Origin of the sequence: Proteus sp. CA142267, assembly GCF_003336825.1 — a bacterium.
GTDB lineage: Bacteria > Pseudomonadota > Gammaproteobacteria > Enterobacterales > Enterobacteriaceae > Proteus > Proteus terrae.
In genome coordinates this window covers 1-25,567 of record NZ_QPMG01000017.1, presented here as the reverse complement: position 1 = coordinate 25,567, position 25,567 = coordinate 1, and the positions used below count along the sequence as shown (strand labels likewise).

The window sequence follows — 25,567 nt, the reverse complement described above, 5'->3', positions numbered from 1 at the left end:
GTTAACATGATCGTTGAACTGATTCACCCAATCGCGATGGACGACGGTTTACGTTTCGCTATCCGTGAAGGTGGCCGTACAGTAGGTGCGGGCGTTGTTGCTAAAGTATTAGGTTAATTCCTGATAGATTTATGCATGAAGAGGGCATCGTAAGATGCCCTTTTTTGTATCTGAAGATTAGATATTTTAAATCTCAGCAAAGCATTAATGTTTTCTCCTGCATCATCATCGTTGATGATATAAATAAGTAAAAACACTTAAGTTAAATAAATAGAAATTGAAATCATAATAATTATCATTTACTATCTTGGACGTGAGTAGTTAATGAGGCTGTTATTATGTACGTATGTCTTTGCCACGGTGTGAGTGATAAAAAAATTATCTCGACTGTTCATAAACATCAAATCCACACTATTAATGAATTACGTAAGATCTTACCCGTTGGAAGTTGTTGCGGTAAGTGCGTACGTCAAGCCCGTCAACTTATCGAAAATGAGCAATCAGCTCTTTACCCACAAATTTCTGAAGTTGCATAACAAATTTTAAATTTCCTTTCTCTCCTCTTTGTATAAAAGGTCTACACTGAAAAGACTGGAAGCAAAGGAGCATAAAAATGAAAGGTGATAAAAAAATGATAGCCCACCTTAATAAGTTATTAGGTGGTGAGCTTGTTGCAATTAATCAGTATTTTCTACATGCCCGAATGTTCAAGAATTGGGGACTCACACGTCTCAATGAAATGGAATATCATGAATCCATAGATGAGATGAAACACGCAGATAAATATATCGAGCGTATCTTGTTCCTTGAAGGCATTCCAAATTTACAAGATTTAGGCAAATTAAACATCGGTGAAGATGTTGAAGAGATGCTACGTTCTGATTTGGAATTAGAATTAGGCGGTGCCAAAGATTTACGTGAAGCCATTGCTTACGCAGATTCAATTCATGATTATGTCAGCCGTGATCTCATGCTAGAAATTCTAACCGATGAAGAAGGGCACATTGATTGGATAGAAACCCAGCTTGAACTTATCGAACGCATGGGACTTCAAAATTATCTACAAGCTCAAATTATTGAAGAGTAATTTGGCTCATACAGAAAAGAATAATTCACCTTCGTTAGTGAATTATTAGATGCTTTTTAAAGCAAAGGTAATGAAGGTACCTTTGCTTTTTTTTATTTTTGAAAAGATAAAACGAATTTTTATCGCTGATTTTTTATTCTTGGCTTGATTTCATCACTCAGGCAAGTATAATGCGCAGGCTCACTGATTTAGTGAGGCTGATTTATCAGCTAATGCAGATTTTATATTGCATTAATATAATACTCCCGATTGGGGAGTTATATGCAGAACGATTACACTCTCTCATCAATCGAAATGGGTACGAGTAGTGATCATTTACGTTTATAAAAAATAGTTGGAGCTCTGGTCTCATGCAGAACCAAAGAATCCGTATCCGCCTGAAAGCTTTTGATCATCGTCTGATTGATCAATCAACTGCGGAAATCGTAGAGACTGCTAAGCGCACTGGTGCGCAAGTTCGTGGTCCAATCCCACTGCCGACTCGCAAAGAGCGTTTCACAGTGTTGATTTCTCCGCACGTTAATAAAGATGCGCGTGATCAGTATGAAATTCGCACTCACAAACGTCTGGTTGACATCGTTGAGCCAACCGAGAAAACCGTTGATGCTCTGATGCGTCTGGATCTGGCTGCCGGCGTAGACGTGCAGATCAGCCTAGGTTAATCAGGTCATCAAGCGATTGAGAGGTTGAAACAATGATTGGTTTAGTCGGTAAGAAAGTAGGAATGACTCGTATCTTCACTGAAGATGGCGTTTCAATCCCTGTAACCGTTATCGAAATTGAAAACAACCGTGTTACTCAGGTCAGAGATCTAGAGAAAGACGGTTATCGTGCCATTCAGGTGACTACAGGTAGCAAAAAAGCTAACCGTGTACTGAAACCTGAAGCAGGTCATTTTGCTAAAGCTGGTGTTGAAGCTGGCCGCTTACTACGTGAATTCCGTCTGAATGAAGGCGAAGAATACACTGTAGGTCAAAGCATTAGCGTAGAAATTTTCGCTGACGTTAAAAAAGTCGACGTTACTGGAACATCTAAAGGTAAAGGTTTTGCCGGTACTGTAAAGCGCTGGAACTTCCGTACTCAAGATGCTACCCACGGTAACTCCTTGTCTCACCGTGTTCCGGGTTCTATCGGTCAGAACCAGACTCCGGGTAAGGTGTTCAAAGGCAAGAAAATGGCAGGTCAACTGGGTAACGAACAAGTTACCGTTCAGAGCCTGGAAGTAGTACGTGTTGACGCTGAGCGCAACCTGCTGCTGGTCAAAGGTGCTGTTCCAGGTGCAACTGGCAGTGACCTGATCGTTAAACCAGCTGTCAAGGCGTAACGTCGAGGAGATAGGAATGGAATTGGTAATGAAAGACGCGCAAGGCGCGCTGACTGTTTCCGAAACTACCTTCGGGCGTGACTTTAACGAAGCGCTTGTGCATCAAGTAGTCGTTGCATACGCTGCTGGTGCTCGTCAAGGTACTCGTGCTCAGAAAACCCGTGCTGAAGTTTCTGGTTCAGGCAAAAAGCCTTGGAGACAGAAAGGTACAGGTCGTGCACGTTCAGGTTCAATCAAGAGCCCAATTTGGCGCTCTGGTGGTGTTAGCTTCGCAGCTAAACCACAGGACCACAGTCAAAAAGTAAACAAAAAGATGTACCGTGGTGCTCTGAAGAGCATTCTGTCTGAACTGGTACGTCAAGATCGTCTGATCGTCGTAGAGAAGTTCTCTGTTGAAGCTCCTAAAACTAAGCTTTTAGCACAGAAACTGAAAGATATGGCTCTGGAAGATGTTCTGATCATCACTGCTGATGTAGATGAGAATCTGTATTTAGCAGCACGCAACTTATATAAAGTTGACGTACGTGATGCAGCAACAATCGACCCTGTTAGCTTAATCGCCTTCGACAAAGTCGTCATGACTGCTGACGCTGTGAAGCAAGTTGAGGAGATGCTGGCATGATCCGTGAAGAACGTCTGCTGAAAGTACTGCGCGCGCCGCATGTATCTGAAAAAGCTTCTATCGCGATGGAAAAATCAAACACCATCGTTCTCAAAGTTGCTAAAGACGCGACCAAAGCAGAGATTAAAGCAGCTGTACAAAAACTGTTTGAAGTCGAAGTTGAAAGTGTTAACACTCTGCTGATGAAAGGCAAAGTGAAACGTCACGGTCAGCGTATTGGTCGTCGTAGCGACTGGAAAAAAGCTTACGTCACCCTGAAGGAAGGCCAGAATCTGGACTTCGTCGGCGGCGCTGAGTAAGTCGGAGGAGTAAAGAACAATGGCAATTGTTAAATGTAAACCTACGTCTCCGGGCCGTCGCCACGTAGTTAAAGTGGTAAACCCTGAGCTGCATAAAGGGAAACCTTATGCGCCATTGCTGGAAAAGAACAGCAAGTCCGGTGGTCGTAACAACAATGGTCGTATCACTACCCGTCATATCGGTGGTGGTCACAAGCAGGCTTACCGTATTGTTGACTTTAAACGCAACAAAGATGGTATCCCTGCGACAGTAGAACGTCTGGAATATGATCCAAACCGTTCAGCTAACATCGCTTTAGTGCTGTATGCTGATGGTGAACGTCGCTACATTCTGGCTCCAAAAGGCCTGAAAGCGGGTGATAAAGTTCAGTCTGGCGTTGATGCTGCTATCAAAGCGGGTAACACCTTACCAATGCGTAATATCCCGGTTGGTTCTACCGTTCATAACGTAGAGATGAAACCAGGTAAAGGTGGTCAGTTAGCTCGTTCAGCTGGTACTTACGTTCAGATCGTTGCTCGTGATGGTGCTTATGTCACTATTCGTCTGCGTTCTGGTGAAATGCGTAAAGTTCCTTCTGATTGCCGTGCAACTATCGGTGAAGTTGGCAACTCTGAGCACATGTTACGCGTTCTGGGTAAAGCTGGTGCAAGTCGCTGGCGTGGTATTCGTCCTACCGTTCGCGGTACTGCGATGAACCCAGTCGATCACCCACATGGTGGTGGTGAAGGTCGTAACTTTGGTAAACACCCAGTAACACCTTGGGGCGTTCAAACCAAAGGTAAGAAGACTCGTAAAAACAAACGCACTGAACATTTCATCGTTCATCGTCGTACTAAGAAATAATTAGAGGATAAGCCATGCCACGTTCTCTCAAGAAAGGTCCTTTCATTGACCTGCACTTGCTGAAGAAGGTAGAGAAAGCGGTGGAAAGCGGTGACAAAAAGCCTGTTAAGACTTGGTCCCGTCGTTCAACGATCTTTCCTAACATGATCGGTTTGACCATCGCTGTCCATAATGGTCGTCAGCATGTTCCAGTTTACGTTTCCGACGAAATGGTTGGTCACAAACTGGGTGAATTCGCGCCGACCCGTACTTATCGCGGTCATGCAGCCGATAAAAAGGCTAAGAAAAAATAAGGTAGGAGGAAGAGATGGAAACTATCGCTATGCATCGCCACGCTCGTTCTTCTGCTCAGAAGGTTCGCTTGGTAGCTGACCTGATTCGCGGTAAGAAAGTGTCGCAAGCTCTGGAAATTTTAACCTTTACCAACAAGAAAGCTGCTGGTTTAGTGAAGAAAGTACTGGAGTCTGCTATTGCTAATGCAGAACACAACGATGGCGCTGACATTGATGATCTGAAAGTAGCTAAGATCTTTGTTGACGAAGGTCCTTCTATGAAGCGCATTATGCCTCGTGCAAAAGGCCGTGCAGATCGTATTCTGAAGCGCACCAGCCACATCACTGTGGTTGTGTCTGATCGCTGAGACTCTGGAGACTAGCAATGGGTCAAAAAGTACATCCTAATGGTATCCGCCTTGGCATTGTCAAGCCTTGGAATTCCACATGGTATGCGGGTACCAATGAATTCGCTGACAACCTAGACAGCGACTTTAAAGTACGTCAGTACTTAACTAAAGAACTGGCTAAAGCATCTGTATCTCGTATCGTTATCGAACGTCCTGCGAAAAGCATCCGTGTGACTATTCACACTGCTCGCCCAGGCATCGTTATCGGTAAAAAAGGTGAAGATGTTGAAAAACTGCGCAAAAACGTAGCGGATATCGCTGGCGTTCCTGCGCAAATTAATATCGCCGAAGTACGTAAACCTGAACTGGACGCAAAATTAGTTGCTGACAGCATCACTTCACAGCTGGAACGTCGTGTTATGTTCCGTCGTGCTATGAAGCGTGCGGTACAGAACGCTATGCGTTTAGGCGCTAAAGGTATTAAAGTGGAAGTAAGTGGTCGCTTAGGTGGCGCTGAAATCGCTCGTACTGAATGGTATCGTGAAGGTCGTGTACCTCTGCACACTCTGCGTGCAGATATCGACTACAATACCTCAGAAGCACAAACCACTTATGGTGTGCTCGGCGTTAAGGTATGGATCTTCAAAGGTGAGATCCTGGGTGGTATGGCTGCAGTTGAACAGGCGGAAAAACCGGCTGCTCAACCTAAAAAGCAGCAGCGTAAAGGCCGCAAGTAAGGAGAGTCGCTGATGTTACAACCAAAGCGTACAAAATTCCGTAAAGTGCACAAAGGCCGCAACCGTGGCTTAGCTGCTGGTGCGGATGTAAGCTTCGGGACTTACGGTCTTAAAGCTGTGGGCCGTGGTCGTCTGACTGCACGTCAGATCGAAGCGGCACGTCGTGCAATGACCCGTGCAGTTAAGCGTCAGGGTAAAATCTGGATCCGTGTGTTCCCAGATAAACCAATCACTGAAAAGCCGCTCGAAGTCCGTATGGGTAAAGGTAAAGGTAACGTTGAGTATTGGGTTGCCTTAATCCAGCCAGGTAAAGTCCTGTATGAAATGGATGGTGTGCCTGAAGAACTGGCCCGTGAAGCATTCAAGCTGGCGGCAGCAAAACTGCCTATCAAAACCACCTTTGTAACTAAGACGGTGATGTAATGAAAGCAAAAGAGCTGCGCGAAAAGAGCGTTGAAGAGCTGAACACAGAACTGCTGAACTTACTGCGCGAGCAGTTTAACCTGCGTATGCAGGCAGCAAGTGGTCAGTTACAACAGTCTCATCTGTTGAAACAAGTGCGTCGTAATATCGCACGCGTTAAGACTTTACTGACTGAGAAGGCGGGTGCGTAATGACCGATAAAATCCGTACTCTGCAAGGTCGTGTAGTTAGTGACAAAATGGAGAAATCTATTGTCGTTGCTATCGATCGTATGGTTAAACACCCATTATATGGTAAGTTTATCCGTCGTACGACCAAACTGCATGTACATGACGAGAACAACGAATGTGGAATTGGTGACGTAGTAGAAATTCGTCAAACACGTCCACTGTCTAAGACTAAGTCTTGGGCGTTAGTTCGCGTTGTAGAAAAAGCTGTTCTGTAATAAAATAGCCTTTTCGTACGAAATAAACGGCTCAAAACTGAACGAGCCGTTTATTTTTTCTGTCCATATCGAGAATGTGGTGTTATAATGCCGCTCCCTCGTATTATGGGATATTGAACGGCCTCTTCTAATGTGGAAGTGGCTCAGTAGTAGTTGACATTTAGCGGAGCACTAAAATGATCCAAGAACAGACTATGCTGAACGTGGCCGACAACTCCGGTGCACGTCGCGTAATGTGTATCAAGGTTCTAGGTGGCTCGCACCGTCGCTACGCAGATGTAGGTGACATCATCAAAATTACCATCAAGGAAGCAATTCCACGTGGTAAAGTTAAGAAAGGTGATGTACTGAAAGCGGTAGTGGTGCGCACCAAGAAGGGTGTTCGTCGCCCTGACGGTTCTGTCATTCGCTTCGATAGCAACGCTTGTGTATTGTTAAACAACAACAGCGAGCAAGTTATTGGTACGCGTATTTTTGGGCCGGTTACTCGTGAACTTCGTAATGAGAAGTTCATGAAAATAATCTCTCTGGCACCTGAAGTACTCTAAGGAGCAGGCAATGGCAGCGAAAATCCGTCGTGATGACGAAGTTATCGTTCTTACTGGTAAAGATAAAGGTAAGCGCGGTAAAGTAAAACAGGTTCTTTCTTCTGGTAAAGTTCTCGTTGAAGGTATCAATCTGGTTAAAAAACATCAGAAGCCAGTTCCGGCTCTGAATCAACCAGGTGGCATCGTTGAAAAAGAAGCGTTTATTCAAGTTTCTAACGTTGCACTCTTCAATGCGGCAACCGGCAAGGCTGACCGTGTAGGTTTTAGATTCGAAGACGGTAAAAAAGTTCGTTTCTTCAAATCTAATAAAGAAACTATCAAGTAATTTGGAGTATACGATGGCGAAACTGCATGATTACTACAAAGACGAGGTGGTCCAACAACTGATGACTCAGTTTGGTTACCATTCTGTCATGCAAGTCCCTCGGGTCGAGAAGATCACCCTGAATATGGGTGTTGGTGAAGCGATTGCTGATAAGAAACTGCTGGATAATGCAGCAGCTGATTTAGCAGCAATCTCAGGTCAAAAACCTTTGATCACCAAAGCACGCAAATCTGTTGCAGGCTTCAAAATCCGCCAGGGCTATCCGATCGGCTGTAAAGTGACCCTGCGTGGCGAACGCATGTGGGAGTTCTTTGAACGCTTGATCTCTATTGCTGTACCTCGTATTCGTGACTTCCGTGGTTTATCCGCTAAGTCATTTGACGGACGTGGTAACTACAGTATGGGCGTACGTGAGCAAATCATCTTCCCTGAAATCGATTACGATAAAGTGGATCGTGTTCGTGGTTTGGATATTACCATTACTACGACTGCGAAATCAGATGATGAAGGTCGCGCATTGTTAGCAGCGTTTAACTTCCCGTTCCGCAAGTAAGGCAGGGCATTCATGGCTAAGAAATCTATGAAAGCACGTGATGTAAAACGTGCGAATTTAGCTGAGAAATTCTTCGCAAAACGCGCAGAACTGAAAGCTATCGTTTCAGATGTGAACGTGTCTGACGAAGATCGTTGGAATGCTGTTCTGAAACTGCAAACTATGCCACGTGATTCAAGTCCTTCACGTCAGCGTAACCGCTGCCGTCAAACTGGACGTCCGCACGGTTTCCTGCGGAAATTTGGCCTCAGCCGTATTAAAGTCCGTGAAGCCGCTATGCGCGGTGAAATCCCGGGCCTTAGAAAGGCTAGCTGGTAATTACCATAATTGAATCACGGGAGTAAAGACAGATGAGCATGCAAGATCCCATCGCGGATATGCTGACCCGTATCCGTAACGGTCAGGCCGCGAACAAAGTTGCGGTCACAATGCCTTCCTCCAAGCTGAAAGTGGCGATTGCCAACGTGCTTAAGGAAGAAGGTTATATCGAAGATTTTAAAATTGAAGGCGACACTAAGCCAGAACTGGAAATCACTTTAAAATATTTCCAAGGTAAGGCTGTAGTAGAAAGCATTCAGCGCGTAAGCCGTCCAAGTCTGCGCATCTATAAAAGAAAAGATGAGCTGCCACAAGTTATGGCAGGACTGGGCATCGCTGTTGTTTCTACCTCAAAAGGTGTTATGACTGATCGTGCAGCTCGCCAAGCAGGTCTTGGTGGCGAGATTATCTGCTACGTAGCTTAATTCGGGAGGAAAGAATGTCTCGTGTGGCAAAAGCACCCGTCGTCATTCCTGCCGGCGTAGAGGTTAAACTCAACGGTCAGGTAATTACGATTAAGGGTAAAAACGGCGAGCTAACTCGTACTATCCATAATGCAGTTGAAATTCAACATGCTGACAACCACTTAACTTTCGCACCTCGCGATGGTTTTGCTGATGCATGGGCACAGGCGGGTACTACTCGTTCTCTGTTAAATGCAATGGTTGTAGGTGTTACCGAAGGCTTCACTAAAAAACTGCAACTGGTAGGTGTAGGTTATCGTGCGTCTATTAAAGGCAATGCGGTTAACTTATCAGTAGGTTTTTCACATCCAGTGGAACACCAACTGCCAGCAGGCATCACTGCTGAATGTCCAACACAAACTGAAATCGTACTGAAAGGTGCGGATAAGCAAGTGATTGGCCAAGTAGCAGCTGAACTGCGTGCTTACCGTCGCCCTGAACCTTATAAAGGTAAAGGTATTCGTTACGCCGACGAAGTTGTGCGTATCAAAGAGGCTAAGAAGAAGTAAGGTAACACTATGGATAAGAAAGCAGCTCGTATCCGTCGTGCGACCCGCGCACGCCGTAAGCTCCAGGAATTGGGTGCGACTCGCCTGGTGGTACACCGTACCCCTCGCCATATTTATGCGCAGGTTATTGCACCAAACGGTTCTGAAACTTTGGTGGCCGCTTCTACTACAGAAAAAGCTATCATTGAGCAACTGAAAAACACTGGAAACAAAGAAGCAGCAGCAGTAGTTGGTAAAATTGTTGCTGAACGCGCTCTGGAAAAAGGTATCAAAGTAGTATCATTTGACCGTTCCGGTTTCCAATATCATGGTCGAGTCCAGGCACTGGCAGATGCTGCCCGTGAAGCTGGCCTTCAGTTCTAAGGTAGGAGTGTAAGATGGCTCACATCGAGAAACAAGCTGGCGAACTGCAGGAAAAGCTGATCGCGGTAAACCGCGTATCTAAAACCGTTAAAGGTGGTCGTATCTTTAGCTTCACCGCTCTTACAGTAGTTGGTGATGGTAATGGCCGCGTTGGTTTCGGATATGGCAAAGCTCGCGAAGTTCCGGCAGCAATCCAGAAAGCGATGGAAAAAGCCCGTCGCAATATGAAAACCGTCGCTTTAAACAACGGTACTCTGTTCCACCCTGTTAAAGGTACTCACACTGGCTCTCGCGTATTTATGCAGCCTGCTCATGAAGGTACCGGTATCATCGCAGGTGGTGCAATGCGTGCAGTTCTAGAAGTGGCTGGCGTTCGTAACGTACTGGCTAAAACCTATGGTTCCACTAACCCGATTAACGTGGTTCGTGCAACACTGGACGCTTTAGATAGCATGAAGTCTCCAGATATGGTCGCAGCTAAGCGTGGTAAATCCGTTGAAGAAATTCTGGGGTAATGACCATGGCTAAGACTATTAAAATTACTCAAACACGTAGCTTAATCGGCCGTCTGCCTAAACATAAGGCAACTATGACTGGTTTAGGTCTGCGTCGCATCGGTCACACTGTAGAACGCGAAGATACACCAGCAGTTCGCGGTATGATCAACTTGGTTTCCTATATGGTTAAAGTTGAGGAGTAAGAGATGCGTTTAAATACTCTGTCTCCGGCTGAAGGTGCCAAGCATGCGCCTAAACGCGTAGGTCGTGGTATCGGTTCTGGCTTAGGTAAAACTGGCGGCCGTGGTCACAAAGGTCAGAAGTCTCGTTCTGGCGGTGGCGTACGTCGTGGTTTTGAAGGCGGCCAGATGCCTTTATATCGTCGTTTACCAAAATTTGGTTTTACTTCACGTAAATCATTCGTGACTGCGGAAATCCGTCTGTCTGATTTAGCTTACGTTGAAGGCGATGTAATCGATCTGAATGCACTGAAAGCCGCAAACGTTGTTGGCCCACAGATTGAATTTGCAAAATTAATTCTGTCTGGCGAGGTTAACCGTGCAGTGACTATTCGTGGTCTGCGTGTTACCAAAGGTGCCCGTGCAGCAATCGAATCAGCTGGCGGTAAAATTGAGGAATAAGTGACAGATGGCTAAACAACCAGGTTTAGATTTTCAGAGTGCTAAAGGTGGTGTTGGTGAACTAAAACGCAGACTTTTGTTTGTTCTTGGTGCACTTATTGTCTTTAGGATTGGCTCTTTTATTCCTATCCCTGGTATTGATGCCACTGTGCTTGCCAAATTGCTCGATCAGCAAAAAGGCACCATCATTGAAATGTTTAACATGTTCTCTGGTGGTGCTCTTAGCCGTGCTTCTATCTTTGCGCTGGGTATCATGCCTTATATTTCGGCATCGATTATTATCCAACTCTTATCAGTGGTTAACCCTCGGTTAGCAGAGATTAAGAAGGAAGGGGAGGCCGGTCGTCGTAAGATCAGCCAATATACCCGTTATGGTACTTTGGTGCTGGCGATATTCCAATCAATTGGTATCGCAACAGGCTTACCGAATATGCCAGGAATGCAAGGTCTGGTAATTAATCCAGGTCTACCATTCTATATTACGGCTGTTGTGAGCTTAGTCACTGGGACAATGTTCCTTATGTGGTTAGGTGAGCAAATCACTGAACGTGGTATTGGTAACGGTATCTCAATCATTATCTTTGCAGGTATCGTTGCAGGTCTTCCGCCTGCCATTGGTCAAACCATCGAGCAGGCGCGGCAAGGCGAACTGCACTTCCTCCTGTTATTGTTGGTTGCAGTATTGGTGTTCGCGGTTACTTTCTTTGTTGTTTTTGTAGAAAGAGGACAACGTCGTATCGTTGTTAACTATGCAAAACGTCAACAAGGGCGTAGAATATACGCGGCACAAAGTACACATCTACCACTTAAAGTAAATATGGCGGGTGTTATACCAGCAATTTTTGCTTCAAGTATTATCCTGTTTCCTGGTACAATAACCTCTTGGTTTGGCGATGGTACAGGGTGGGGTTGGCTGACGACGATTTCTTTAAATCTACAGCCTGGTCAACCTATTTATGTGTTACTATACGCTGCTGCAATCATATTCTTCTGTTTTTTCTATACGGCGTTGGTTTTCAACCCAAGAGAAACAGCAGATAACCTGAAGAAGTCCGGTGCATTTGTACCAGGAATTCGCCCGGGAGAGCAGACGGCTAAATATATAGATAAAGTAATGACACGTTTAACCTTAATCGGTGCCTTGTATATTACCTTTATCTGTCTCATCCCGGAGTTCATGCGTGACGCAATGAAAGTACCTTTCTATTTTGGTGGTACTTCCCTCTTAATCGTGGTTGTGGTCATCATGGATTTTATGGCTCAAGTGCAAACTCTCCTGATGTCAAGTCAGTATGAGTCTGCATTGAAAAAAGCAAATCTTAAAGGTTAATTACTGATAAGCGATTTGTTTTAGAAGTTACGGAGAGTAAAAATGAAAGTTCGTGCTTCCGTCAAGAAAATGTGCCGTAACTGCAAAATTGTTAGACGTCACGGTCACGTGCGTGTAATTTGCAGCGTCGAGCCTAAGCATAAACAGCGTCAAGGCTAATTTATTGCATTTTTTTCTTGCAAAGTTCGGTTGAGCTGGCTAAATTAGCCAGCCCAATCTTTTATAATATATACAGTATTGTTTGAGTATCCTGAAAACGGGCTTTTCAGAATGGTACTGTATAACTGCTAATTTAGGAGTGCATAGTGGCCCGTATAGCAGGCATTAACATTCCTGATCATAAACATACTGTAATCGCATTAACTTCGATTTACGGTATCGGTAAGACCCGCTCACAGGCTATCTGTGTAGCTGCTGGTATTGCTGAAAATGTTAAGATCAGTGAGCTGTCTGAAGAGCAAATCGACAAGCTGCGTGACGAAGTTGCCAAATACGTTGTAGAAGGTGATCTGCGTCGTGAAGTTACCCTGAGCATCAAACGTCTGATGGATCTTGGTACTTACCGTGGTTTACGTCATCGTCGTGGTCTACCAGTTCGCGGTCAGCGTACTAAGACTAACGCACGTACCCGTAAGGGTCCGCGTAAGCCGATCAAGAAATAATCGGGGTATTTGAACAATGGCAAAAGCACCTATTCGTGCACGTAAGCGTGTAAGAAAACAAGTCTCTGACGGTGTGGCTCATATCCATGCTTCTTTCAACAACACAATCGTTACTATTACCGATCGTCAAGGTAACGCATTGGGTTGGGCTACTGCCGGTGGTTCCGGTTTCCGTGGTTCTCGTAAATCTACTCCGTTCGCGGCTCAGGTTGCAGCAGAACGTTGCGCTGAAGCTGTTAAAGAGTACGGAATTAAGAACTTGGAAGTTATGGTTAAAGGACCTGGTCCTGGTCGTGAGTCAACTATCCGTGCATTAAACGCGGCTGGTTTCCGCATCACTAATATTACTGATGTGACTCCGATTCCTCATAACGGTTGTCGTCCACCGAAAAAACGTCGCGTTTAATAACGTTTTCGTTTTTAGGAAAGTTGGAGAAAGAAAATGGCAAGATATTTGGGTCCTAAGCTCAAGCTGAGCCGCCGTGAAGGTACAGATTTATTTCTAAAATCTGGCGTTCGGGCGATTGACACCAAGTGTAAACTGGAACAAGCACCAGGTCAGCACGGCGCACGTAAACCGCGTCTTTCTGATTACGGTGTTCAGTTACGTGAAAAACAAAAAGTACGTCGTATTTACGGTGTTCTAGAACGTCAATTCCGTAACTACTACAAAGAAGCAACTCGTCTGAAAGGCAACACAGGTGAAAACCTGCTGACTCTGCTGGAAGGTCGTCTGGATAACGTTGTTTATCGTATGGGCTTTGGCGCAACTCGCGCAGAAGCACGTCAGATGGTTAGCCATAAAGCAATCATGGTAAATGGTCGCGTGGTTAACATTGCTTCTTATCAGGTTTCCCCGAATGACGTAGTCAGCGTTCGTGAAAAATCGAAAAAACAGTCTCGTATTAAGGCTGCTTTAGAGCTGGCTGAACAGCGTGAAAAGCCAACATGGCTGGAAGTTGATGCTGCTAAGATGGAAGGTGTGTTCAAACGTATTCCTGAACGTACTGACTTGTCTGCTGACATTAACGAGCACCTGATCGTCGAGCTTTACTCCAAGTAAGGCTTAGCACCAAAGAGAGGACACAATGCAGGGTTCTGTGACAGAGTTTCTAAAACCGCGCCTGGTTGATATCGAGCAAGTCAGTTCGACGCACGCCAAGGTGACCCTTGAACCATTAGAGCGAGGCTTCGGCCATACTCTTGGTAACGCACTGCGCCGTATTCTGCTTTCGTCTATGCCGGGTTGTGCGGTAACAGAGGTTGAGATTGATGGTGTACTGCATGAGTACAGCACCAAAGAAGGTGTTCAGGAAGATATCCTAGAAATACTGCTCAACCTTAAAGGGTTGGCGGTAAAAGTTCATGGTAAAGATGAAGTTATTCTTACTTTGAGCAAATCTGGCATTGGCCCTGTTATTGCAGCCGATATCATCCATGACGGTGATGTCGAAATCGTCAAGCCGCAGCACGTTATCTGCCACCTTACAGACGAGAACGCATCTATTAATATGCGTATCAAAGTTCAGCGTGGTCGTGGTTATGTGCCGGCTTCTGCCCGAATTCATTCGGAAGAAGATGAGCGCCCTATCGGTCGCCTTTTAGTAGACGCGTGCTATAGCCCAGTTGAGCGTATTGCTTATAATGTGGAAGCAGCTCGTGTTGAACAGCGTACCGACTTGGATAAGCTGGTTATCGAGATGGAAACTAACGGTACTATCGATCCAGAAGAATCGATTCGCCGTGCAGCGACTATCCTGGCTGAACAGCTTGAAGCTTTTGTTGACTTACGTGATGTTCGTCAACCAGAAGTTAAAGAAGAGAAGCCAGAATTCGATCCTATCTTACTGCGCCCAGTAGACGATCTTGAATTGACTGTCCGCTCTGCTAACTGTCTGAAGGCAGAAGCAATCCACTACATCGGTGATCTGGTACAGCGTACTGAAGTTGAATTACTTAAGACGCCTAACCTTGGTAAGAAATCTCTTACTGAGATTAAAGACGTACTGGCGTCGCGTGGTTTATCTCTAGGCATGCGTCTTGAGAATTGGCCACCTGCAAGTATCGCTGATGAATAAGATCACAGGTTAAGGTTTTACTGAGAAGGATAAGGTCATGCGCCATCGTAAGAGTGGTCGTCAATTGAACCGCAACAGCAGCCATCGTCAGGCTATGTTTCGTAACATGGCAGGTTCTTTAGTTCGTCATGAGATCATCAAGACAACTTTGCCTAAAGCGAAAGAACTGCGTCGCGTCGTTGAGCCGCTGATTACTCTTGCCAAGACCGACAGCGTAGCTAATCGTCGTCTGGCATTCGCCCGTACTCGTGATAACGAAGTCGTGGCAAAACTGTTTACAGTATTAGGTCCGCGTTTTGCGAGCCGTGCAGGTGGTTACACTCGTATTCTGAAGTGTGGCTTCCGTGCTGGTGACAACGCTCCAATGGCTTACATTGAGCTTGTTGACCGTGCTGATTCTGAAACAGAAGCAGCAGCTGAATAATTTAATTATTATTTAGTGAAGCGAATAAAAAGACCGGATTTTTAATCCGGTTTTTTTACATCTATTGAAAATGATAGTTATGAAATTATCGTTATAAAAATAATCTATTAAGCCATATCCTAGCCTTTCTATTTGTTATTCCATGCTTTTTTGCCTACTCTTGTGTTACATCATATTTATTTTCTGTTATTTCAGCATACTGCTATTTTGGTAAGATAAGCTTCGCACTATATTTCAATTCTATTCTTTTGATTATTTGTTATGCTTATGCATCAGTTAGAGTGAGGGAATGATCCATGTATCGTATTGGGCAGGTTGCAAAATTAGCGAATGTGACAACAGATACAATCCGTTTTTATGAAAAACAAGGATTGATGGATCATGACAGGCGAACAGAAGGCGGTTATCGCTTATATACAGAGCAAGATCTCCAGCGTTTACGTTTTATTCGTTATGCAAAAGAGTTGGGCTTTACATTAGACGCGATTACAGAGTTACTTTCTATTCGAGTTGATCCCGCTCATCACACTTGTGTTGAATCAAAACACATTGTTGATGCAAGACTTGCTGAAGTCGAAATTCGCTTGAAAGAAATGGAAAGAATGCGAGATTCACTGAAGATGTTAAGTAATGCATGTTGTGGTAGTGCTCATGAAAGTACTTATTGTTCTATTCTTGAAATACTTGAATCTGGAGCTACAAAGCAATAATATCTGTACCGCATTACGTTTTATGTTCTTTAACAATTTAAGAGGTTTTTATGTCTAGCAAATATCAGCACCAGAAAGGTGTTATTAAAGATAATGCCTTAGCAGCACTTGTTCATGATCCACTATTTAGACAACGCGTGGAAAAGAATAAAAAAGGAAAAGGAAGTTATATGAGAAAAGCGAAACATGACAAGAAGGGGAACTGGGAGGCCAGTGATAACAAAAGATTTTTTCAATTGTTATCACTGGCCTTTTAGTTTTTATTTTTGCTGATTTTTTAATAAATCACGAATTTCTGTTAATAGAGTTTCTTCTGCTGAAGGTGCCGGTGGTGCTTTAGGTGCTTCTTCTGCTTGACGACGTGTCTTGTTAATTAATTTGATTGCACAGAAAATCGCAAATGCAACAATGGCAAAATCAAAAACAGTTTGAATGAACATGCCATAATTTAGTACAACTGCTGGTACATCCCCACTAGCATCTCTTAATACAAGACTAAACTGTTTGAAGTCAATACCACCGATTAATAAGCCTAACGGTGGCATAATAATATCAGCAACTAATGATGAAACAATCTTACCGAAAGCTGCGCCAATGATGACACCGACTGCCATGTCAACAACGTTGCCTTTCATTGCGAATTCACGAAACTCTTTGAAAAAAGACATAACCACCCCTTATTTGTCTATACATAGATTTATTATGTAAAAATATAGTATCTAACATGATAATAGTAGACCATTATAAGTAACAATTACTATTATTCTTATTTCTACTTAGCCTTTATAAGAAAAATGGGCTAGGCTGGAAAAGCTTTTCTACTTCAGGGACATATTTTTTATCAGTGATAAACATAATCACATGATCTCCTTGTTCTATGGAGTGGCTTGCGTTCGCAATAATAACATCTTGCTCTCTTACAATTGCACCAATGATAGTTCCAGGTGGTAGTTTTATATCTTGTATACGACGGCCAACAACTTTTGATGTATTTTCATCACCATGTGCAACGGCTTCGATTGCCTCTGCAACACCTCGTCGTAATGAGGAAACGCTAACAATATCAGCTTTACGAACATGGCCTAAAAGTGCAGAAATTGTTGCTTGTTGTGGTGATATTGCAATATCGATAACCCCGCCTTGGACTAAATCAACATAAGCACTACGCTGAATAAGCACCATCGCCTTTTTGGCACCCATTCTTTTTGCTAGCATCGCTGACATAATATTAGCTTCATCATCATTAGTCAGTGCGATAAAGACATCGATTTGTTCTATATGTTCTTCAGCAAGAAGTTCTTGATCCGATGCGTCACCATAAAAAACAATAGTATCATGAAGTAATTCAGCAAGTTCTGTTGCACGTTGCTGATTATGTTCAATAAGCTTGACGCTATAATCTTTTTCTAGTCTAGCTGCTAAACCTGCACCGACATTACCACCACCAACAATCATAATGCGTTTGTAAGGTTTTTCTAATCGTTGTAATTCACTCATTACTGCACGAATATGCTGAGATGCAACGACAAAGAAAACTTCATCTCCCGCTTCAATAATTGTGGAGCCTTGAGGTCGGATAGGTCTGTCTTGACGAAAAATTGCAGCAACTCGAGTATCAATATGTGGCATATGATCACGTAATGTTGATAGTGCATTTCCGACGAGAGAACCACCATAATATGCTTTTACTGCAACAATACTGACTTGGCCATCGGCAAAATTAACAACTTGTAAGGCACCTGGGTATTGGATTAATTTATATACATAATCAATAACTAAATGCTCAGGAGAGATTAAGTAATCAATGGGAATAGCTTCTGGGAGGAAGAGTTTGTCTGCTTCACGAACAAATTCAGAGGCACGTATCCGAGCAACTTTATTGGGTGTATTAAACAAAGTGTAAGCAACTTGGCACGCTATCATATTGGTTTCGTCTGAGTTGGTGACGGCAACCAGCATATCTGCATCTTCAGCACCGGCTTCTCTTAAGATCCTTGGGTGAGAGCCATGTCCATTGACTACTCGTAAATCGAATTTATCTTGAAGTTGGCGCAAACGATCTGCATTAGTGTCAACGACAGTAATATCATTATTCTCCCCGACAAGATTTTCAGCGAGAGTACCACCTACTTGACCAGCGCCTAAGATAATAATTTTCATCGTAATTTCTCAGAGTATTCGATTAACAAATAGAAAAGAAACGCAAGATCTTAATGATCTTGCGTTGAAATAGTAGCGTTTTTTAGATCCGTTATCATCTTTTATCACAAGATCATATTTTCTTGATCAATGCATAAAAGAAGCCATCGCCACCTTCTTCTTCTGGTAAGCATTGATGCTGATAATCACATTGTGCATCTTTCGTTGACGCTAAAAATGCTTCAACTTGTTGTTTATTCTCTTCAGGCAAAATAGAGCAGGTTGCATAAACCAACGTACCACCAGATTTTAGGTATGGCCAAATAGCGTGAAGGATCTCTTTTTGAATTTGAGCTAATTGCTCAATGTCGTCATTACGGCGAAGCCACTTAATATCTGGATGGCGGCGGATAACGCCTGTTGCTGAGCATGGTGCATCAAGGAGAATTCGGTCAAATTGCATACCGGCACACCATTGTTCAGGATAACGACCATCACCACTTTTGACTACAGCATTAAGTTTTAAACGCGTAAGGTTCTCTTGTACACGTTTCAAACGTTGCTCATCTATATCGATTGCTAATACTTGAGCTTGAGGAGCTATCTCTAAAATATGTGTTGTTTTACCGCCCGGTGCTGCACATAAATCAAGGATTTGCTCTTTATTTTCTGGCGCCAATAATTCAGCACAACGCTGGGCTGAACGATCTTGAACTGTTACCCAACCATCAGCAAATCCAGGAAGAAGATTCACGTTACATGGGTTCTCTAAACGGATCGCAAAAGGGTGGCTATCGTCAGCAACAGCGGCAATTTCTTCCTTTTCAAGTAATGTTAAATATTCTTCTCGTGAATGATGGCGTTGATTTACACGTAACCACATAGGTGGTTTTTGATTATTACCTTCAACAATACTCATCCATTGTTCAGGATAGGCCTGTTTAACACGGGCAAGTAGCCATGATGGATGGAGAAAACGATTTTCGCTGTTTTGAAAACGTTCATTTAGGATATCTTGTTGACGTTGAAACTGACGCAACACACCATTAATTAATCCTTTTAACTGTGGTTTTTTTAGTGCAACAGCGCCATTTACGGTTTCGGCTAGAGCTGCATGAGCAGGAATACGTGTATAAAGAAGCTGATATAAGCCAACCATAATGAGGTAGTGTAAAATACGTTGTTTACCTTTTAATGGTTTATCCATGAGTTGCTGAATAATCCATTCTAATTGTGGCAATGTACGTAATACACCAAAGCAAAGTTCCTGTAGTAATGCTTTGTCTTTGTCTGAAACATTTTTTTGAAGTTCGGGTATGACGGTGCTTAGAGATAAGCCTTGATCTAATACTTGGCTAATTGCTTTGGCTGCAATGCTACGTAAGTTGTATGACGTTTTCATGATGAGTTAACGTTTAATATTGAGCGCCAGAGATGTACTACATTGGCGTGAAAAAAGGAAAACCCTGATAATAGTGTTAGATATCAGGGTTTAGAATAATTATTGAATGATTTTTCCAGGAGTGAACCAATCTCGCTTGGAGTTTAAAAAATCAGCAGAAGCCATAGGTTTCTTACCTGATGGTTGTAACTCTGTGATATTTAGAATGCCGTTACCTGTCGCAATATAAATACCCGTTTTATCTGCTTTTAATAAGGTTCCTGCCGGTTGATCTGTATCATCAGCAATAGCTTGTGCTTTCCATACTTTCACTGGTTGCTCGTCTAACATGAAAAAGCTCATTGGCCACGGATTGAATGCTCTTATGCAACGTTCAATCTGTTCTGCAGATAATGACCAATCAATTTTTGCTTCTTCTTTAGATAATTTTTGTGCGTAATTCGCTAAATTATCATCTTGTTTTTCAGCTTTTATTTTACCTGAGGTAATGAGATCTAACGTAGTTGTTAGAGCCTTTGGTCCAAGCTCTGCAAGCTTTTCATAAAGAGATGCACTGGTATCTTCACTCGTAATTGGGCACGAGGCTTTATACAACATATCGCCTGTATCTAAGCCAACATCCATTTGCATAATTGTGACACCTGTTTCTTTATCGCCTGCCCACAAAGAGCGTTGAATTGGTGCAGCACCACGCCATTTAGGAAGGAGAGAACCATGCACATTAAGGCAACCTAAACGCGGTATTTCAAGAACTGCTTTAGGTAAGATCATGCCATAAGCGACAACAATCATAATGTCTGCTTGTTGCGCTGCTATCCATTCATGATTCTCTTCTGGTTTTAAAGAGGCAGGCTGATAAACAGGAATATTATGAATTAACGCCAATTCTTTAACAGGACTAATCGTCAGTTTCTTACCTCTTCCTGCGGGTTTATCTGGAGGAGTGAGTACTCCTACCACACGATGTTGAGTTGATAACAATGCTGCTAAATGACGAGCTGCAAAATCGGGTGTTCCCGCAAAAATAATACGTAATGAATCAGACACGTTTTCTTCCTGTTTCAATTTAACTGTTACTGTCCTGCTTTAGCTCTTTTTTTATCTAGCTTATCCAGTTTTTCAACTTTTTGGCGGATACGTTGGCGTTTTAATGGGGATAAATAATCCACAAATAATTTACCAACTAAATGATCCATTTCATGTTGAATACAGATAGCTAATAAATCATCAGCCTCTAACTCAAAAGGTTGACCATTGTAATCAAGAGCTTTCACTTTTACATGCTCTGCACGAGGAATAAAAGCGCGCTGTTCCGGAACAGACAAACAGCCTTCTTCTATGCCTGTATCGCCATCAGCAGCAAGAAGTTCTGGGTTTATTAATACCAGTTTTTGATCCCTGGTTTCAGAGACATCAATGACGATAATGCGCTGGTGGATATTCACCTGTGTCGCAGCTAAGCCGATACCTTCTTCCAAATACATTGTTTCAAACATATCATCGACAATTTTTTGGATTTCGGCATCAACTTTTTCGACTGGCTTTGCAATCGTGCGAAGGCGCTCGTCTGGATAATGTAATACGTGTAACACTGCCATAATTTATTCGGACTGTTTCTAAAATGTGAATAGGATTTAACGTCTATTCTAGACATTTATTGTCTAGATTGACAGTATTTGGTGTGTTTAGCACTCACCCTGTTTGCTAAAAACAATATTAGGATAATGCATGGATGCTAGAGAAATATGGATAAGGCTTAACGCTGTTTCAAGACTCCCCATTAATAAAGCAATTCAAATTGCAAGGTATCTACAATCTTTAACTCAATTAAATCAAGGGCTATTAATAGGTTGTGGTCTGTCAGAACAGCAAAGTCATCAATTCTTAAGACTTCATACAAATGCTGTCAACGATACATTAAAATGGTTAGATAAAAACGAATCATCATTATTAACGATTACAGATTCAGATTATCCACCTTTATTAAAACAAATATCATTGCCCCCGCTTTTGCTTTTTGTTGCAGGGAATAGGCAACATTTAAAAAGCACACAAATTGCATTAATTGGTAGTCGAATTGCTACACCATATGGTTCCAAATGGGCAACTTATTTTGCGCAGGAACTAGTAAAGAAAGAGTTAACTATTACAAGTGGGTTAGCTCAAGGTATTGATGGTATTGGACATCGAAGTGCATTAAAAAATAATGGTATTACTATTGCTGTGCTTGGGAGTGGTTTAGAGCAGATTTATCCGTCATTTCATCGCACTCTTGCAACACAAATAAAAGAATCTGGCCTTCTTATTTCTGAGCATTTACCTATGACACCGCCTTTAGCGCGCCATTTCCCTCAGCGTAATCGGATTATTAGTGGACTAAGTGCCGCACTTCTTATTGTTGAAGCAGGAATTAAAAGCGGTTCTTTAATAACAGCAAACTATGCTTTACAACAAGGTAAAGAGTTGTTCGTGTTACCGGGGTTATTGGGGGATATTCATTTTGAAGGCAATCATCAACTTATTAAGCAAGGTGCAAATTTAGCATCCTCACCTGAAGATATTTTTGAATATTTAAATAGCTCTTTGCAGTGGCTTACTTGTGTTAATGAGTATCAACAAAAACAAATCACAGAAGAATATACAACACTTATTAATAATGAAAAACAAGAGGCTAAAGTAGAACAATTTACATCAGAACAACAACAGGCAATGGATGTAATATTACCTTTTCTGCGTTTTAATAAAACAGTACCCATTGATATCATTGCTCAAGATAGTGGATTATCAACTTCTGAATTAGCCCCTCTTTTATTAGAACTTGAGCTTATTGAAAAAGTCGCTATTGTGGCTGGTGGCTATACTCGATTGGAATAAGTGTAATGAGGTAAAACAATGGCAAAGAATATGCCGTTTACACAGCAACCTGAACAGGAAAAATGCCCTGAATGTGGCAGCGTATTAGTGATGAAAAATGGAGGACATGGCCCTTTTTTAGGATGTTCGGCTTACCCTGATTGCCATTATATTAAAACATTAAAATCACAGGGTGATGGACAAATTATAAAAGTTTTAGAAGGGCAACCTTGTAAGTGTTGTGGTGCTGATTTAGTTTTGCGTCAGGGTAAATTTGGGATGTTTATTGGTTGTAGTAATTATCCAGAATGTGAACATATAGAGCAAATTGATAAACCTGATGAAACTGTTATACCTTGTCCTCAATGCGAAAAAGGAAAATTACTACAACGTAAGTCTAGGTTTGGTAAGATATTTTATGCTTGTAACCAATATCCAGAATGCCAATTTGTATTAAATAACAAGCCTGTTAATGGTGAATGCGAACATTGCCACTATCCATTATTGATGGAAAAAAGGTCTTCTCAAGGAGTAAGATTAGTGTGCGCCAGCAAATTATGTGGAAAGCAACAAACAAAAAGAGAAGAACATGAATAACAAAGCATCACCTGTAAGCAACACTATAATAGCAGCATTAAAAAATAATAAAGTTATCGCATATCCAACAGAAGCCGTATTTGGGGTTGGTTGTGATCCTGATAGCGAGCATGCTGTTATGGCATTATTAACGTTAAAACAACGCTCAATTGACAAAGGGCTAATTTTAATTGCTGATAATTATGAGCAATTGAAACCTTATATCGACGATAGTGCATTGACTCAAACTCAGCGAGATAGAATGTTTGCATCTTGGCCGGGACCTGTTACATGGGTTATTCCTGCCAAATCAACGACGCCAAAGTGGTTAACTGGAAAATTCACTTCTTTAGCTGTGAGAGTAACAGACCACACAATTGTTAAAGAACTCTGCCTAGCCTATGGAAAACCTTTAGTTTCAACGAGTGCGAATTTAAGTGGATTACCACCATGTCGTACAGTTGAAGAAGTAAAAGAACAGTTTCAGGATACAATTCCTATCGTTGAAGGGAATGTTGGTGGTAGACAGAATCCTTCTGAAATCCGAGATGCATTAACGGGTGAATTATACCGACAAGGGTGATTGTGATGGAAAAATATTTAGTGATGGGAAATCCTATCGAGCATAGTCAGTCTCCTTTCATCCACCAATTTTTTTCAAAACAAACAGGAATAGAGTATGGCTATGGACGTTTACTTGTTCCTTTAGGTGAATTTGACAAAACAGCCTCACATTTTTTTTCTAATGGGGGGCGGGGTGCTAATGTTACAGTTCCTTTTAAAGAAGATGCATTCCACTTTGTGGATAAATTAACGGATAGAGCGAAAGCATGTGGTGCAGTTAACTCTATTGTTAAATTGGAAGATGGCTCACTCCTTGGTGATAACACTGACGGGCAAGGACTTATTTTGGATTTAGCTAGACTCGATTTTATTGTGCCTAGTAAGGTTAAATCAGTCTTAGTTATTGGCGCTGGTGGTGCAACAAGAGGAATATTGCTTCCATTACTCGATTTTGATTGTGATATTACTTTAACCAACCGTACATTTGCCAAAGCTGAACAATTAGTAAAAGAATTTAGTCAGTTTGGAACGATCCGAGCAATAGCTACTGAAGATGTTGCCGATAGACATTATGATTTAATTATAAATGCCTCTGCATCCAGCATGACTAATGATTTACCGCCTATTCCTAACGATGTTTATGGTTTTGATACAGCGTGCTACGACCTTTATTATCAAACAGGGATGACATCATTTCTATATAACGCACTAAAACATGGAAGTACACGTTTATCAGATGGATTAGGTATGTTAGTAGGACAAGCCGCTTATGCATTTGAACTGTGGTATGAACTTGTGCCAGATGTTAATCCTGTCCTTAATGTATTAAGAGAAAGATTGAATCAATGAACCAATCCATTCAATTTCCAGATCGTGAAATATGGCTAGCGGAGAATAGGAGTGTTCTTTTTCCTATAATGATCAACGGAATGCTTTTTGATTGTCTAATTACAGAGCACGAGCTTATCGAGCGTTTTGGTGTTGGGGAAGGAATTTTGTTATTTAAACAAAATCGTTGGGATATTGAAGAAGAATTTGAAGAGTTGGTAACGGAATATGAGTTATCAACTCTCCATCCTATCTATTCTTTATCAATGGCTGATTGACGAGTAGCTAAATAGTTATTTTTCCACCCGACATAATTATTAGCAGAATAGATAAAGTGCTCTATTTCTGCTGATGAAAGTGGGCGGATTTTTTTCACTGGACTTCCTAAATAAAGAAAACCACTTTCAAGTCGCTTTCCTGGTGGAACTAAACTACCTGCGCCAATCATTACATCGTCTTCAATAATTGCACCATCAAGTAAAATAGCACCCATTCCGACTAAAACACGATCTCCTATTGTGCACCCGTGTAACATTGCTTTGTGCCCAACAGTAACATTATCACCAATAATAAGAGGAAAACCTTCTGGATCCTTGGGTGAGATGTGAGTGACATGAAGAACTGAACCATCTTGAATATTTGATCTTTTGCCAATACTCACGTAATTCACATCACCGCGAATAACAACCATAGGCCAGATACTGACATCTTCACTAATACGTACGTCTCCAATCACAGTTGCTGTTTCATCAATAAAAACATTTTTATCAATAGAAGGCGAAAGGTGTAAGTAATTCCTGATTGTGGATTTCCCCATAATTTAACCTCGTTTTTGGTTTCACTTTATAATAAGAAAAGCATAGCAACGGATAGGGCAGGCTGGCGAGAGCAATGATTTTTATACTGTAAGACTATAAAAATCGATAATAAAGGGGAAAGTAGAGTAATAGAGTGTGATTGATAGAATATACCGAATAGACAATAACAAGATAAAGCGTATATTTTTTATACACAAAAGATGTTTTTTGTATCAAAAATAGACGTAAAGTTCAAAAAGAGAACGAACAGAAAAAAAGTTGAAATAAATACTTGCGCTAATCCGAGAACTCCCTATAATGCGCATCCACTGACCGGCGATGAGCTGACAACAGCCACGAAGGACAGCGAAGAGAAAAGAAAAAAGTTTGAAAAAACTCTTGACTCTTCAGAGGAATAACGTAATATACGCCTCCTCGCAACAACGCAGAAGACCGGAAACGGTAGCGATTGTTGCACTGCTCTTTAACAAATTATCAGACAATCTGTGTGGGCACTCGCAGAGACGATATCTTCTAAAATATTAGATGTATCAAGTCTTGAAGAGTGAACAACAAAAGTAAA

At 42.2% G+C, this 25,567-nt stretch carries 44 protein-coding genes; 38 read left to right on the top strand and 6 right to left on the bottom strand.

The genetic code is table 11. The features are described from left to right. The 33 genes from C0T34_RS17900 to C0T34_RS17740 all read left to right on the top strand — a co-directional run. Nucleotides 1-117: hypothetical protein (locus C0T34_RS17900; protein ID WP_204100991.1), on the top strand; the 117-nt coding region annotated here is incomplete at its 5' end. Between the two features lie 221 nt (nt 118-338). After that, nucleotides 339-536 (top strand): bacterioferritin-associated ferredoxin, encoded by a 198-nt coding sequence (gene bfd / locus C0T34_RS17895; RefSeq protein WP_088494063.1) that lies wholly within the window; start codon nt 339-341, stop codon nt 534-536. Nucleotides 537-613: 77 nt separating this feature from the next. Then, a complete protein-coding gene (bfr, locus tag C0T34_RS17890; protein ID WP_075674372.1) occupies nt 614-1,087 on the top strand; it encodes a bacterioferritin in 474 nt (157 codons plus the stop codon). Between the two features lie 350 nt (nt 1,088-1,437). Beyond that, the gene (gene rpsJ / locus C0T34_RS17885) at nt 1,438-1,749 is read left to right on the top strand and encodes a 30S ribosomal protein S10 (RefSeq protein WP_001181005.1); all 312 of its coding nucleotides are present in this window, start codon (nt 1,438-1,440) and stop codon (nt 1,747-1,749) included. Between the two features lie 32 nt (nt 1,750-1,781). Continuing rightward, complete coding sequence (gene rplC, locus C0T34_RS17880) at nt 1,782-2,411, top strand: 50S ribosomal protein L3 (protein ID WP_023583465.1); 630 nt, start codon at nt 1,782-1,784, stop codon at nt 2,409-2,411. Between the two features lie 16 nt (nt 2,412-2,427). Continuing rightward, nucleotides 2,428-3,033, top strand: coding sequence for a 50S ribosomal protein L4 (gene rplD / locus C0T34_RS17875; RefSeq protein ID WP_023583466.1), 606 nt, complete (start codon nt 2,428-2,430; stop codon nt 3,031-3,033). Then, nucleotides 3,030-3,332 carry a 50S ribosomal protein L23 gene (gene rplW, locus C0T34_RS17870; protein ID WP_004246962.1) on the top strand — a complete coding sequence of 101 codons (303 nt, stop codon included), beginning with the start codon at nt 3,030-3,032 and terminating at the stop codon, nt 3,330-3,332. Before rplD ends, rplW begins: the two co-directional genes overlap by 4 nt. 19 nt (nt 3,333-3,351) lie before the next feature. Next, entirely contained in the window at nt 3,352-4,176 is an 825-nt protein-coding gene (rplB, locus tag C0T34_RS17865) for a 50S ribosomal protein L2 (protein ID WP_006535497.1), read from the top strand. 14 nt (nt 4,177-4,190) lie between these two features. Then, entirely contained in the window at nt 4,191-4,469 is a 279-nt protein-coding gene (gene rpsS / locus C0T34_RS17860) for a 30S ribosomal protein S19 (protein ID WP_004246960.1), read from the top strand. A gap of 14 nt (nt 4,470-4,483) precedes the next feature. Then, nucleotides 4,484-4,816: a 50S ribosomal protein L22 gene (gene rplV, locus C0T34_RS17855; RefSeq protein WP_006535498.1), complete on the top strand. Its 333-nt coding sequence runs from the start codon at nt 4,484-4,486 to the stop codon at nt 4,814-4,816. A 17-nt stretch (nt 4,817-4,833) separates the two neighbouring features. Continuing rightward, entirely contained in the window at nt 4,834-5,535 is a 702-nt protein-coding gene (gene rpsC / locus C0T34_RS17850; RefSeq protein WP_023583467.1) for a 30S ribosomal protein S3, read from the top strand. A gap of 12 nt (nt 5,536-5,547) precedes the next feature. Next, entirely contained in the window at nt 5,548-5,958 is a 411-nt protein-coding gene (gene rplP, locus C0T34_RS17845; protein ID WP_006535500.1) for a 50S ribosomal protein L16, read from the top strand. After that, entirely contained in the window at nt 5,958-6,149 is a 192-nt protein-coding gene (gene rpmC / locus C0T34_RS17840; RefSeq protein WP_004238624.1) for a 50S ribosomal protein L29, read from the top strand. The genes rplP and rpmC overlap by 1 nt, the downstream gene beginning before the upstream one ends. After that, nucleotides 6,149-6,403 (top strand): 30S ribosomal protein S17, encoded by a 255-nt coding sequence (rpsQ, locus tag C0T34_RS17835; protein WP_023583468.1) that lies wholly within the window; start codon nt 6,149-6,151, stop codon nt 6,401-6,403. Before rpmC ends, rpsQ begins: the two co-directional genes overlap by 1 nt. Before the next feature lie 176 nt (nt 6,404-6,579). After that, nucleotides 6,580-6,951, top strand: a complete 372-nt coding sequence (gene rplN, locus C0T34_RS17830) for a 50S ribosomal protein L14 (RefSeq protein WP_004246955.1) — start codon at nt 6,580-6,582, stop codon at nt 6,949-6,951. A gap of 10 nt (nt 6,952-6,961) precedes the next feature. Then, a complete protein-coding gene (rplX, locus tag C0T34_RS17825) occupies nt 6,962-7,276 on the top strand; it encodes a 50S ribosomal protein L24 (protein ID WP_075674042.1) in 315 nt (104 codons plus the stop codon). 13 nt (nt 7,277-7,289) lie between these two features. Next, nucleotides 7,290-7,829 (top strand): 50S ribosomal protein L5, encoded by a 540-nt coding sequence (rplE, locus tag C0T34_RS17820; protein ID WP_098941422.1) that lies wholly within the window; start codon nt 7,290-7,292, stop codon nt 7,827-7,829. 12 nt (nt 7,830-7,841) lie between these two features. After that, the gene (gene rpsN / locus C0T34_RS17815) at nt 7,842-8,147 is read left to right on the top strand and encodes a 30S ribosomal protein S14 (protein ID WP_006535503.1); all 306 of its coding nucleotides are present in this window, start codon (nt 7,842-7,844) and stop codon (nt 8,145-8,147) included. Nucleotides 8,148-8,179: 32 nt separating this feature from the next. Further along, nucleotides 8,180-8,572, top strand: coding sequence for a 30S ribosomal protein S8 (gene rpsH, locus C0T34_RS17810; protein WP_004246950.1), 393 nt, complete (start codon nt 8,180-8,182; stop codon nt 8,570-8,572). Between the two features lie 14 nt (nt 8,573-8,586). Beyond that, complete coding sequence (gene rplF / locus C0T34_RS17805; RefSeq protein ID WP_023583470.1) at nt 8,587-9,120, top strand: 50S ribosomal protein L6; 534 nt, start codon at nt 8,587-8,589, stop codon at nt 9,118-9,120. A 9-nt stretch (nt 9,121-9,129) separates the two neighbouring features. Next, the gene (rplR, locus tag C0T34_RS17800; RefSeq protein WP_023583471.1) at nt 9,130-9,483 is read left to right on the top strand and encodes a 50S ribosomal protein L18; all 354 of its coding nucleotides are present in this window, start codon (nt 9,130-9,132) and stop codon (nt 9,481-9,483) included. Between the two features lie 14 nt (nt 9,484-9,497). Then, nucleotides 9,498-9,998, top strand: a complete 501-nt coding sequence (gene rpsE, locus C0T34_RS17795) for a 30S ribosomal protein S5 (RefSeq protein WP_023583472.1) — start codon at nt 9,498-9,500, stop codon at nt 9,996-9,998. Nucleotides 9,999-10,003: 5 nt separating this feature from the next. Further along, entirely contained in the window at nt 10,004-10,183 is a 180-nt protein-coding gene (rpmD, locus tag C0T34_RS17790; protein WP_036914634.1) for a 50S ribosomal protein L30, read from the top strand. Between the two features lie 3 nt (nt 10,184-10,186). Next, on the top strand, nt 10,187-10,621 hold the full coding sequence (gene rplO, locus C0T34_RS17785; RefSeq protein WP_004246944.1) for a 50S ribosomal protein L15: 435 nt from the start codon (nt 10,187-10,189) through the stop codon (nt 10,619-10,621). A 7-nt stretch (nt 10,622-10,628) separates the two neighbouring features. Next, nucleotides 10,629-11,951 carry a preprotein translocase subunit SecY gene (gene secY / locus C0T34_RS17780; RefSeq protein ID WP_006535510.1) on the top strand — a complete coding sequence of 441 codons (1,323 nt, stop codon included), beginning with the start codon at nt 10,629-10,631 and terminating at the stop codon, nt 11,949-11,951. 42 nt (nt 11,952-11,993) lie between these two features. Further along, nucleotides 11,994-12,110, top strand: a complete 117-nt coding sequence (rpmJ, locus tag C0T34_RS17775) for a 50S ribosomal protein L36 (RefSeq protein WP_071788572.1) — start codon at nt 11,994-11,996, stop codon at nt 12,108-12,110. A 146-nt stretch (nt 12,111-12,256) separates the two neighbouring features. Beyond that, nucleotides 12,257-12,613 carry a 30S ribosomal protein S13 gene (gene rpsM / locus C0T34_RS17770; protein WP_036914623.1) on the top strand — a complete coding sequence of 119 codons (357 nt, stop codon included), beginning with the start codon at nt 12,257-12,259 and terminating at the stop codon, nt 12,611-12,613. A gap of 16 nt (nt 12,614-12,629) precedes the next feature. After that, the gene (gene rpsK / locus C0T34_RS17765) at nt 12,630-13,019 is read left to right on the top strand and encodes a 30S ribosomal protein S11 (RefSeq protein WP_002919257.1); all 390 of its coding nucleotides are present in this window, start codon (nt 12,630-12,632) and stop codon (nt 13,017-13,019) included. Between the two features lie 36 nt (nt 13,020-13,055). Next, the gene (rpsD, locus tag C0T34_RS17760; RefSeq protein ID WP_004246942.1) at nt 13,056-13,676 is read left to right on the top strand and encodes a 30S ribosomal protein S4; all 621 of its coding nucleotides are present in this window, start codon (nt 13,056-13,058) and stop codon (nt 13,674-13,676) included. Between the two features lie 25 nt (nt 13,677-13,701). After that, a complete protein-coding gene (gene rpoA, locus C0T34_RS17755; protein WP_006535513.1) occupies nt 13,702-14,691 on the top strand; it encodes a DNA-directed RNA polymerase subunit alpha in 990 nt (329 codons plus the stop codon). A gap of 37 nt (nt 14,692-14,728) precedes the next feature. Next, nucleotides 14,729-15,115 carry a 50S ribosomal protein L17 gene (rplQ, locus tag C0T34_RS17750; protein ID WP_004246940.1) on the top strand — a complete coding sequence of 129 codons (387 nt, stop codon included), beginning with the start codon at nt 14,729-14,731 and terminating at the stop codon, nt 15,113-15,115. A gap of 296 nt (nt 15,116-15,411) precedes the next feature. After that, on the top strand, nt 15,412-15,825 hold the full coding sequence (gene zntR, locus C0T34_RS17745; protein WP_069368787.1) for a Zn(2+)-responsive transcriptional regulator: 414 nt from the start codon (nt 15,412-15,414) through the stop codon (nt 15,823-15,825). 50 nt (nt 15,826-15,875) lie between these two features. Beyond that, nucleotides 15,876-16,082: an alternative ribosome-rescue factor A gene (locus C0T34_RS17740; RefSeq protein ID WP_023583475.1), complete on the top strand. Its 207-nt coding sequence runs from the start codon at nt 15,876-15,878 to the stop codon at nt 16,080-16,082. Between the two features lie 3 nt (nt 16,083-16,085). Here the strand turns inward: C0T34_RS17740 and mscL are convergent, their stop codons facing one another. From mscL to def, 5 genes are all read right to left on the bottom strand, one after another. After that, nucleotides 16,086-16,493, bottom strand: a complete 408-nt coding sequence (mscL, locus tag C0T34_RS17735; protein WP_023583476.1) for a large-conductance mechanosensitive channel protein MscL — start codon at nt 16,491-16,493, stop codon at nt 16,086-16,088. A 115-nt stretch (nt 16,494-16,608) separates the two neighbouring features. After that, on the bottom strand, nt 16,609-17,985 hold the full coding sequence (gene trkA, locus C0T34_RS17730; protein WP_075674039.1) for a Trk system potassium transporter TrkA: 1,377 nt from the start codon (nt 17,983-17,985) through the stop codon (nt 16,609-16,611). A 112-nt stretch (nt 17,986-18,097) separates the two neighbouring features. Then, nucleotides 18,098-19,366 (bottom strand): 16S rRNA (cytosine(967)-C(5))-methyltransferase RsmB, encoded by a 1,269-nt coding sequence (rsmB, locus tag C0T34_RS17725; protein WP_098941421.1) that lies wholly within the window; start codon nt 19,364-19,366, stop codon nt 18,098-18,100. Nucleotides 19,367-19,465: 99 nt separating this feature from the next. Beyond that, nucleotides 19,466-20,413 carry a methionyl-tRNA formyltransferase gene (gene fmt / locus C0T34_RS17720; RefSeq protein ID WP_098941420.1) on the bottom strand — a complete coding sequence of 316 codons (948 nt, stop codon included), beginning with the start codon at nt 20,411-20,413 and terminating at the stop codon, nt 19,466-19,468. A gap of 26 nt (nt 20,414-20,439) precedes the next feature. Beyond that, nucleotides 20,440-20,964 (bottom strand): peptide deformylase, encoded by a 525-nt coding sequence (gene def / locus C0T34_RS17715; RefSeq protein ID WP_098941419.1) that lies wholly within the window; start codon nt 20,962-20,964, stop codon nt 20,440-20,442. Between the two features lie 130 nt (nt 20,965-21,094). Between def and dprA the strand changes: the two genes are divergently transcribed. Genes dprA through C0T34_RS17690 form a run of 5 tightly spaced genes read left to right on the top strand, consistent with a single transcriptional unit; the run spans nt 21,095 to nt 24,465 of the window. Next, nucleotides 21,095-22,240 carry a DNA-processing protein DprA gene (gene dprA / locus C0T34_RS17710; protein WP_109850584.1) on the top strand — a complete coding sequence of 382 codons (1,146 nt, stop codon included), beginning with the start codon at nt 21,095-21,097 and terminating at the stop codon, nt 22,238-22,240. A gap of 18 nt (nt 22,241-22,258) precedes the next feature. Continuing rightward, entirely contained in the window at nt 22,259-22,816 is a 558-nt protein-coding gene (locus tag C0T34_RS17705) for a type I DNA topoisomerase (protein WP_075674034.1), read from the top strand. Beyond that, a complete protein-coding gene (tsaC, locus tag C0T34_RS17700; protein ID WP_075674033.1) occupies nt 22,809-23,378 on the top strand; it encodes an L-threonylcarbamoyladenylate synthase type 1 TsaC in 570 nt (189 codons plus the stop codon). The genes C0T34_RS17705 and tsaC overlap by 8 nt, the downstream gene beginning before the upstream one ends. Nucleotides 23,379-23,383: 5 nt before the next feature. Continuing rightward, nucleotides 23,384-24,208 carry a shikimate dehydrogenase gene (gene aroE / locus C0T34_RS17695; protein WP_075674032.1) on the top strand — a complete coding sequence of 275 codons (825 nt, stop codon included), beginning with the start codon at nt 23,384-23,386 and terminating at the stop codon, nt 24,206-24,208. Further along, entirely contained in the window at nt 24,205-24,465 is a 261-nt protein-coding gene (locus C0T34_RS17690) for a DUF1488 family protein (protein ID WP_075674031.1), read from the top strand. Before aroE ends, C0T34_RS17690 begins: the two co-directional genes overlap by 4 nt. On the opposite strand, the gene C0T34_RS17685 is transcribed toward C0T34_RS17690, so the two are convergent. After that, entirely contained in the window at nt 24,441-25,004 is a 564-nt protein-coding gene (locus C0T34_RS17685) for a gamma carbonic anhydrase family protein (protein ID WP_075674030.1), read from the bottom strand. The two genes, C0T34_RS17690 and C0T34_RS17685, sit on opposite strands and share 25 nt — an antisense overlap. Between the last annotated feature and the right edge of the window lie 563 nt (nt 25,005-25,567).

Coding starts and splice junctions, on each gene's coding strand:
- bfd (WP_088494063.1), top strand. CDS start 339: ATGTACGTATGTCTTTGCCACGGTGTGAGTGATAAAAAAATTATCTCG.
- bfr (WP_075674372.1), top strand. CDS start 614: ATGAAAGGTGATAAAAAAATGATAGCCCACCTTAATAAGTTATTAGGT.
- rpsJ (WP_001181005.1), top strand. CDS start 1,438: ATGCAGAACCAAAGAATCCGTATCCGCCTGAAAGCTTTTGATCATCGT.
- rplC (WP_023583465.1), top strand. CDS start 1,782: ATGATTGGTTTAGTCGGTAAGAAAGTAGGAATGACTCGTATCTTCACT.
- rplD (WP_023583466.1), top strand. CDS start 2,428: ATGGAATTGGTAATGAAAGACGCGCAAGGCGCGCTGACTGTTTCCGAA.
- rplW (WP_004246962.1), top strand. CDS start 3,030: ATGATCCGTGAAGAACGTCTGCTGAAAGTACTGCGCGCGCCGCATGTA.
- rplB (WP_006535497.1), top strand. CDS start 3,352: ATGGCAATTGTTAAATGTAAACCTACGTCTCCGGGCCGTCGCCACGTA.
- rpsS (WP_004246960.1), top strand. CDS start 4,191: ATGCCACGTTCTCTCAAGAAAGGTCCTTTCATTGACCTGCACTTGCTG.
- rplV (WP_006535498.1), top strand. CDS start 4,484: ATGGAAACTATCGCTATGCATCGCCACGCTCGTTCTTCTGCTCAGAAG.
- rpsC (WP_023583467.1), top strand. CDS start 4,834: ATGGGTCAAAAAGTACATCCTAATGGTATCCGCCTTGGCATTGTCAAG.
- rplP (WP_006535500.1), top strand. CDS start 5,548: ATGTTACAACCAAAGCGTACAAAATTCCGTAAAGTGCACAAAGGCCGC.
- rpmC (WP_004238624.1), top strand. CDS start 5,958: ATGAAAGCAAAAGAGCTGCGCGAAAAGAGCGTTGAAGAGCTGAACACA.
- rpsQ (WP_023583468.1), top strand. CDS start 6,149: ATGACCGATAAAATCCGTACTCTGCAAGGTCGTGTAGTTAGTGACAAA.
- rplN (WP_004246955.1), top strand. CDS start 6,580: ATGATCCAAGAACAGACTATGCTGAACGTGGCCGACAACTCCGGTGCA.
- rplX (WP_075674042.1), top strand. CDS start 6,962: ATGGCAGCGAAAATCCGTCGTGATGACGAAGTTATCGTTCTTACTGGT.
- rplE (WP_098941422.1), top strand. CDS start 7,290: ATGGCGAAACTGCATGATTACTACAAAGACGAGGTGGTCCAACAACTG.
- rpsN (WP_006535503.1), top strand. CDS start 7,842: ATGGCTAAGAAATCTATGAAAGCACGTGATGTAAAACGTGCGAATTTA.
- rpsH (WP_004246950.1), top strand. CDS start 8,180: ATGAGCATGCAAGATCCCATCGCGGATATGCTGACCCGTATCCGTAAC.
- rplF (WP_023583470.1), top strand. CDS start 8,587: ATGTCTCGTGTGGCAAAAGCACCCGTCGTCATTCCTGCCGGCGTAGAG.
- rplR (WP_023583471.1), top strand. CDS start 9,130: ATGGATAAGAAAGCAGCTCGTATCCGTCGTGCGACCCGCGCACGCCGT.
- rpsE (WP_023583472.1), top strand. CDS start 9,498: ATGGCTCACATCGAGAAACAAGCTGGCGAACTGCAGGAAAAGCTGATC.
- rpmD (WP_036914634.1), top strand. CDS start 10,004: ATGGCTAAGACTATTAAAATTACTCAAACACGTAGCTTAATCGGCCGT.
- rplO (WP_004246944.1), top strand. CDS start 10,187: ATGCGTTTAAATACTCTGTCTCCGGCTGAAGGTGCCAAGCATGCGCCT.
- secY (WP_006535510.1), top strand. CDS start 10,629: ATGGCTAAACAACCAGGTTTAGATTTTCAGAGTGCTAAAGGTGGTGTT.
- rpmJ (WP_071788572.1), top strand. CDS start 11,994: ATGAAAGTTCGTGCTTCCGTCAAGAAAATGTGCCGTAACTGCAAAATT.
- rpsK (WP_002919257.1), top strand. CDS start 12,630: ATGGCAAAAGCACCTATTCGTGCACGTAAGCGTGTAAGAAAACAAGTC.
- rpsD (WP_004246942.1), top strand. CDS start 13,056: ATGGCAAGATATTTGGGTCCTAAGCTCAAGCTGAGCCGCCGTGAAGGT.
- rpoA (WP_006535513.1), top strand. CDS start 13,702: ATGCAGGGTTCTGTGACAGAGTTTCTAAAACCGCGCCTGGTTGATATC.
- rplQ (WP_004246940.1), top strand. CDS start 14,729: ATGCGCCATCGTAAGAGTGGTCGTCAATTGAACCGCAACAGCAGCCAT.
- zntR (WP_069368787.1), top strand. CDS start 15,412: ATGTATCGTATTGGGCAGGTTGCAAAATTAGCGAATGTGACAACAGAT.
- C0T34_RS17740 (WP_023583475.1), top strand. CDS start 15,876: ATGTCTAGCAAATATCAGCACCAGAAAGGTGTTATTAAAGATAATGCC.
- mscL (WP_023583476.1), bottom strand. CDS start 16,493: ATGTCTTTTTTCAAAGAGTTTCGTGAATTCGCAATGAAAGGCAACGTT.
- trkA (WP_075674039.1), bottom strand. CDS start 17,985: ATGAAAATTATTATCTTAGGCGCTGGTCAAGTAGGTGGTACTCTCGCT.
- rsmB (WP_098941421.1), bottom strand. CDS start 19,366: ATGAAAACGTCATACAACTTACGTAGCATTGCAGCCAAAGCAATTAGC.
- def (WP_098941419.1), bottom strand. CDS start 20,964: ATGGCAGTGTTACACGTATTACATTATCCAGACGAGCGCCTTCGCACG.
- dprA (WP_109850584.1), top strand. CDS start 21,095: ATGGATGCTAGAGAAATATGGATAAGGCTTAACGCTGTTTCAAGACTC.
- C0T34_RS17705 (WP_075674034.1), top strand. CDS start 22,259: ATGGCAAAGAATATGCCGTTTACACAGCAACCTGAACAGGAAAAATGC.
- tsaC (WP_075674033.1), top strand. CDS start 22,809: ATGAATAACAAAGCATCACCTGTAAGCAACACTATAATAGCAGCATTA.
- aroE (WP_075674032.1), top strand. CDS start 23,384: ATGGAAAAATATTTAGTGATGGGAAATCCTATCGAGCATAGTCAGTCT.
- C0T34_RS17690 (WP_075674031.1), top strand. CDS start 24,205: ATGAACCAATCCATTCAATTTCCAGATCGTGAAATATGGCTAGCGGAG.
- C0T34_RS17685 (WP_075674030.1), bottom strand. CDS start 25,004: ATGGGGAAATCCACAATCAGGAATTACTTACACCTTTCGCCTTCTATT.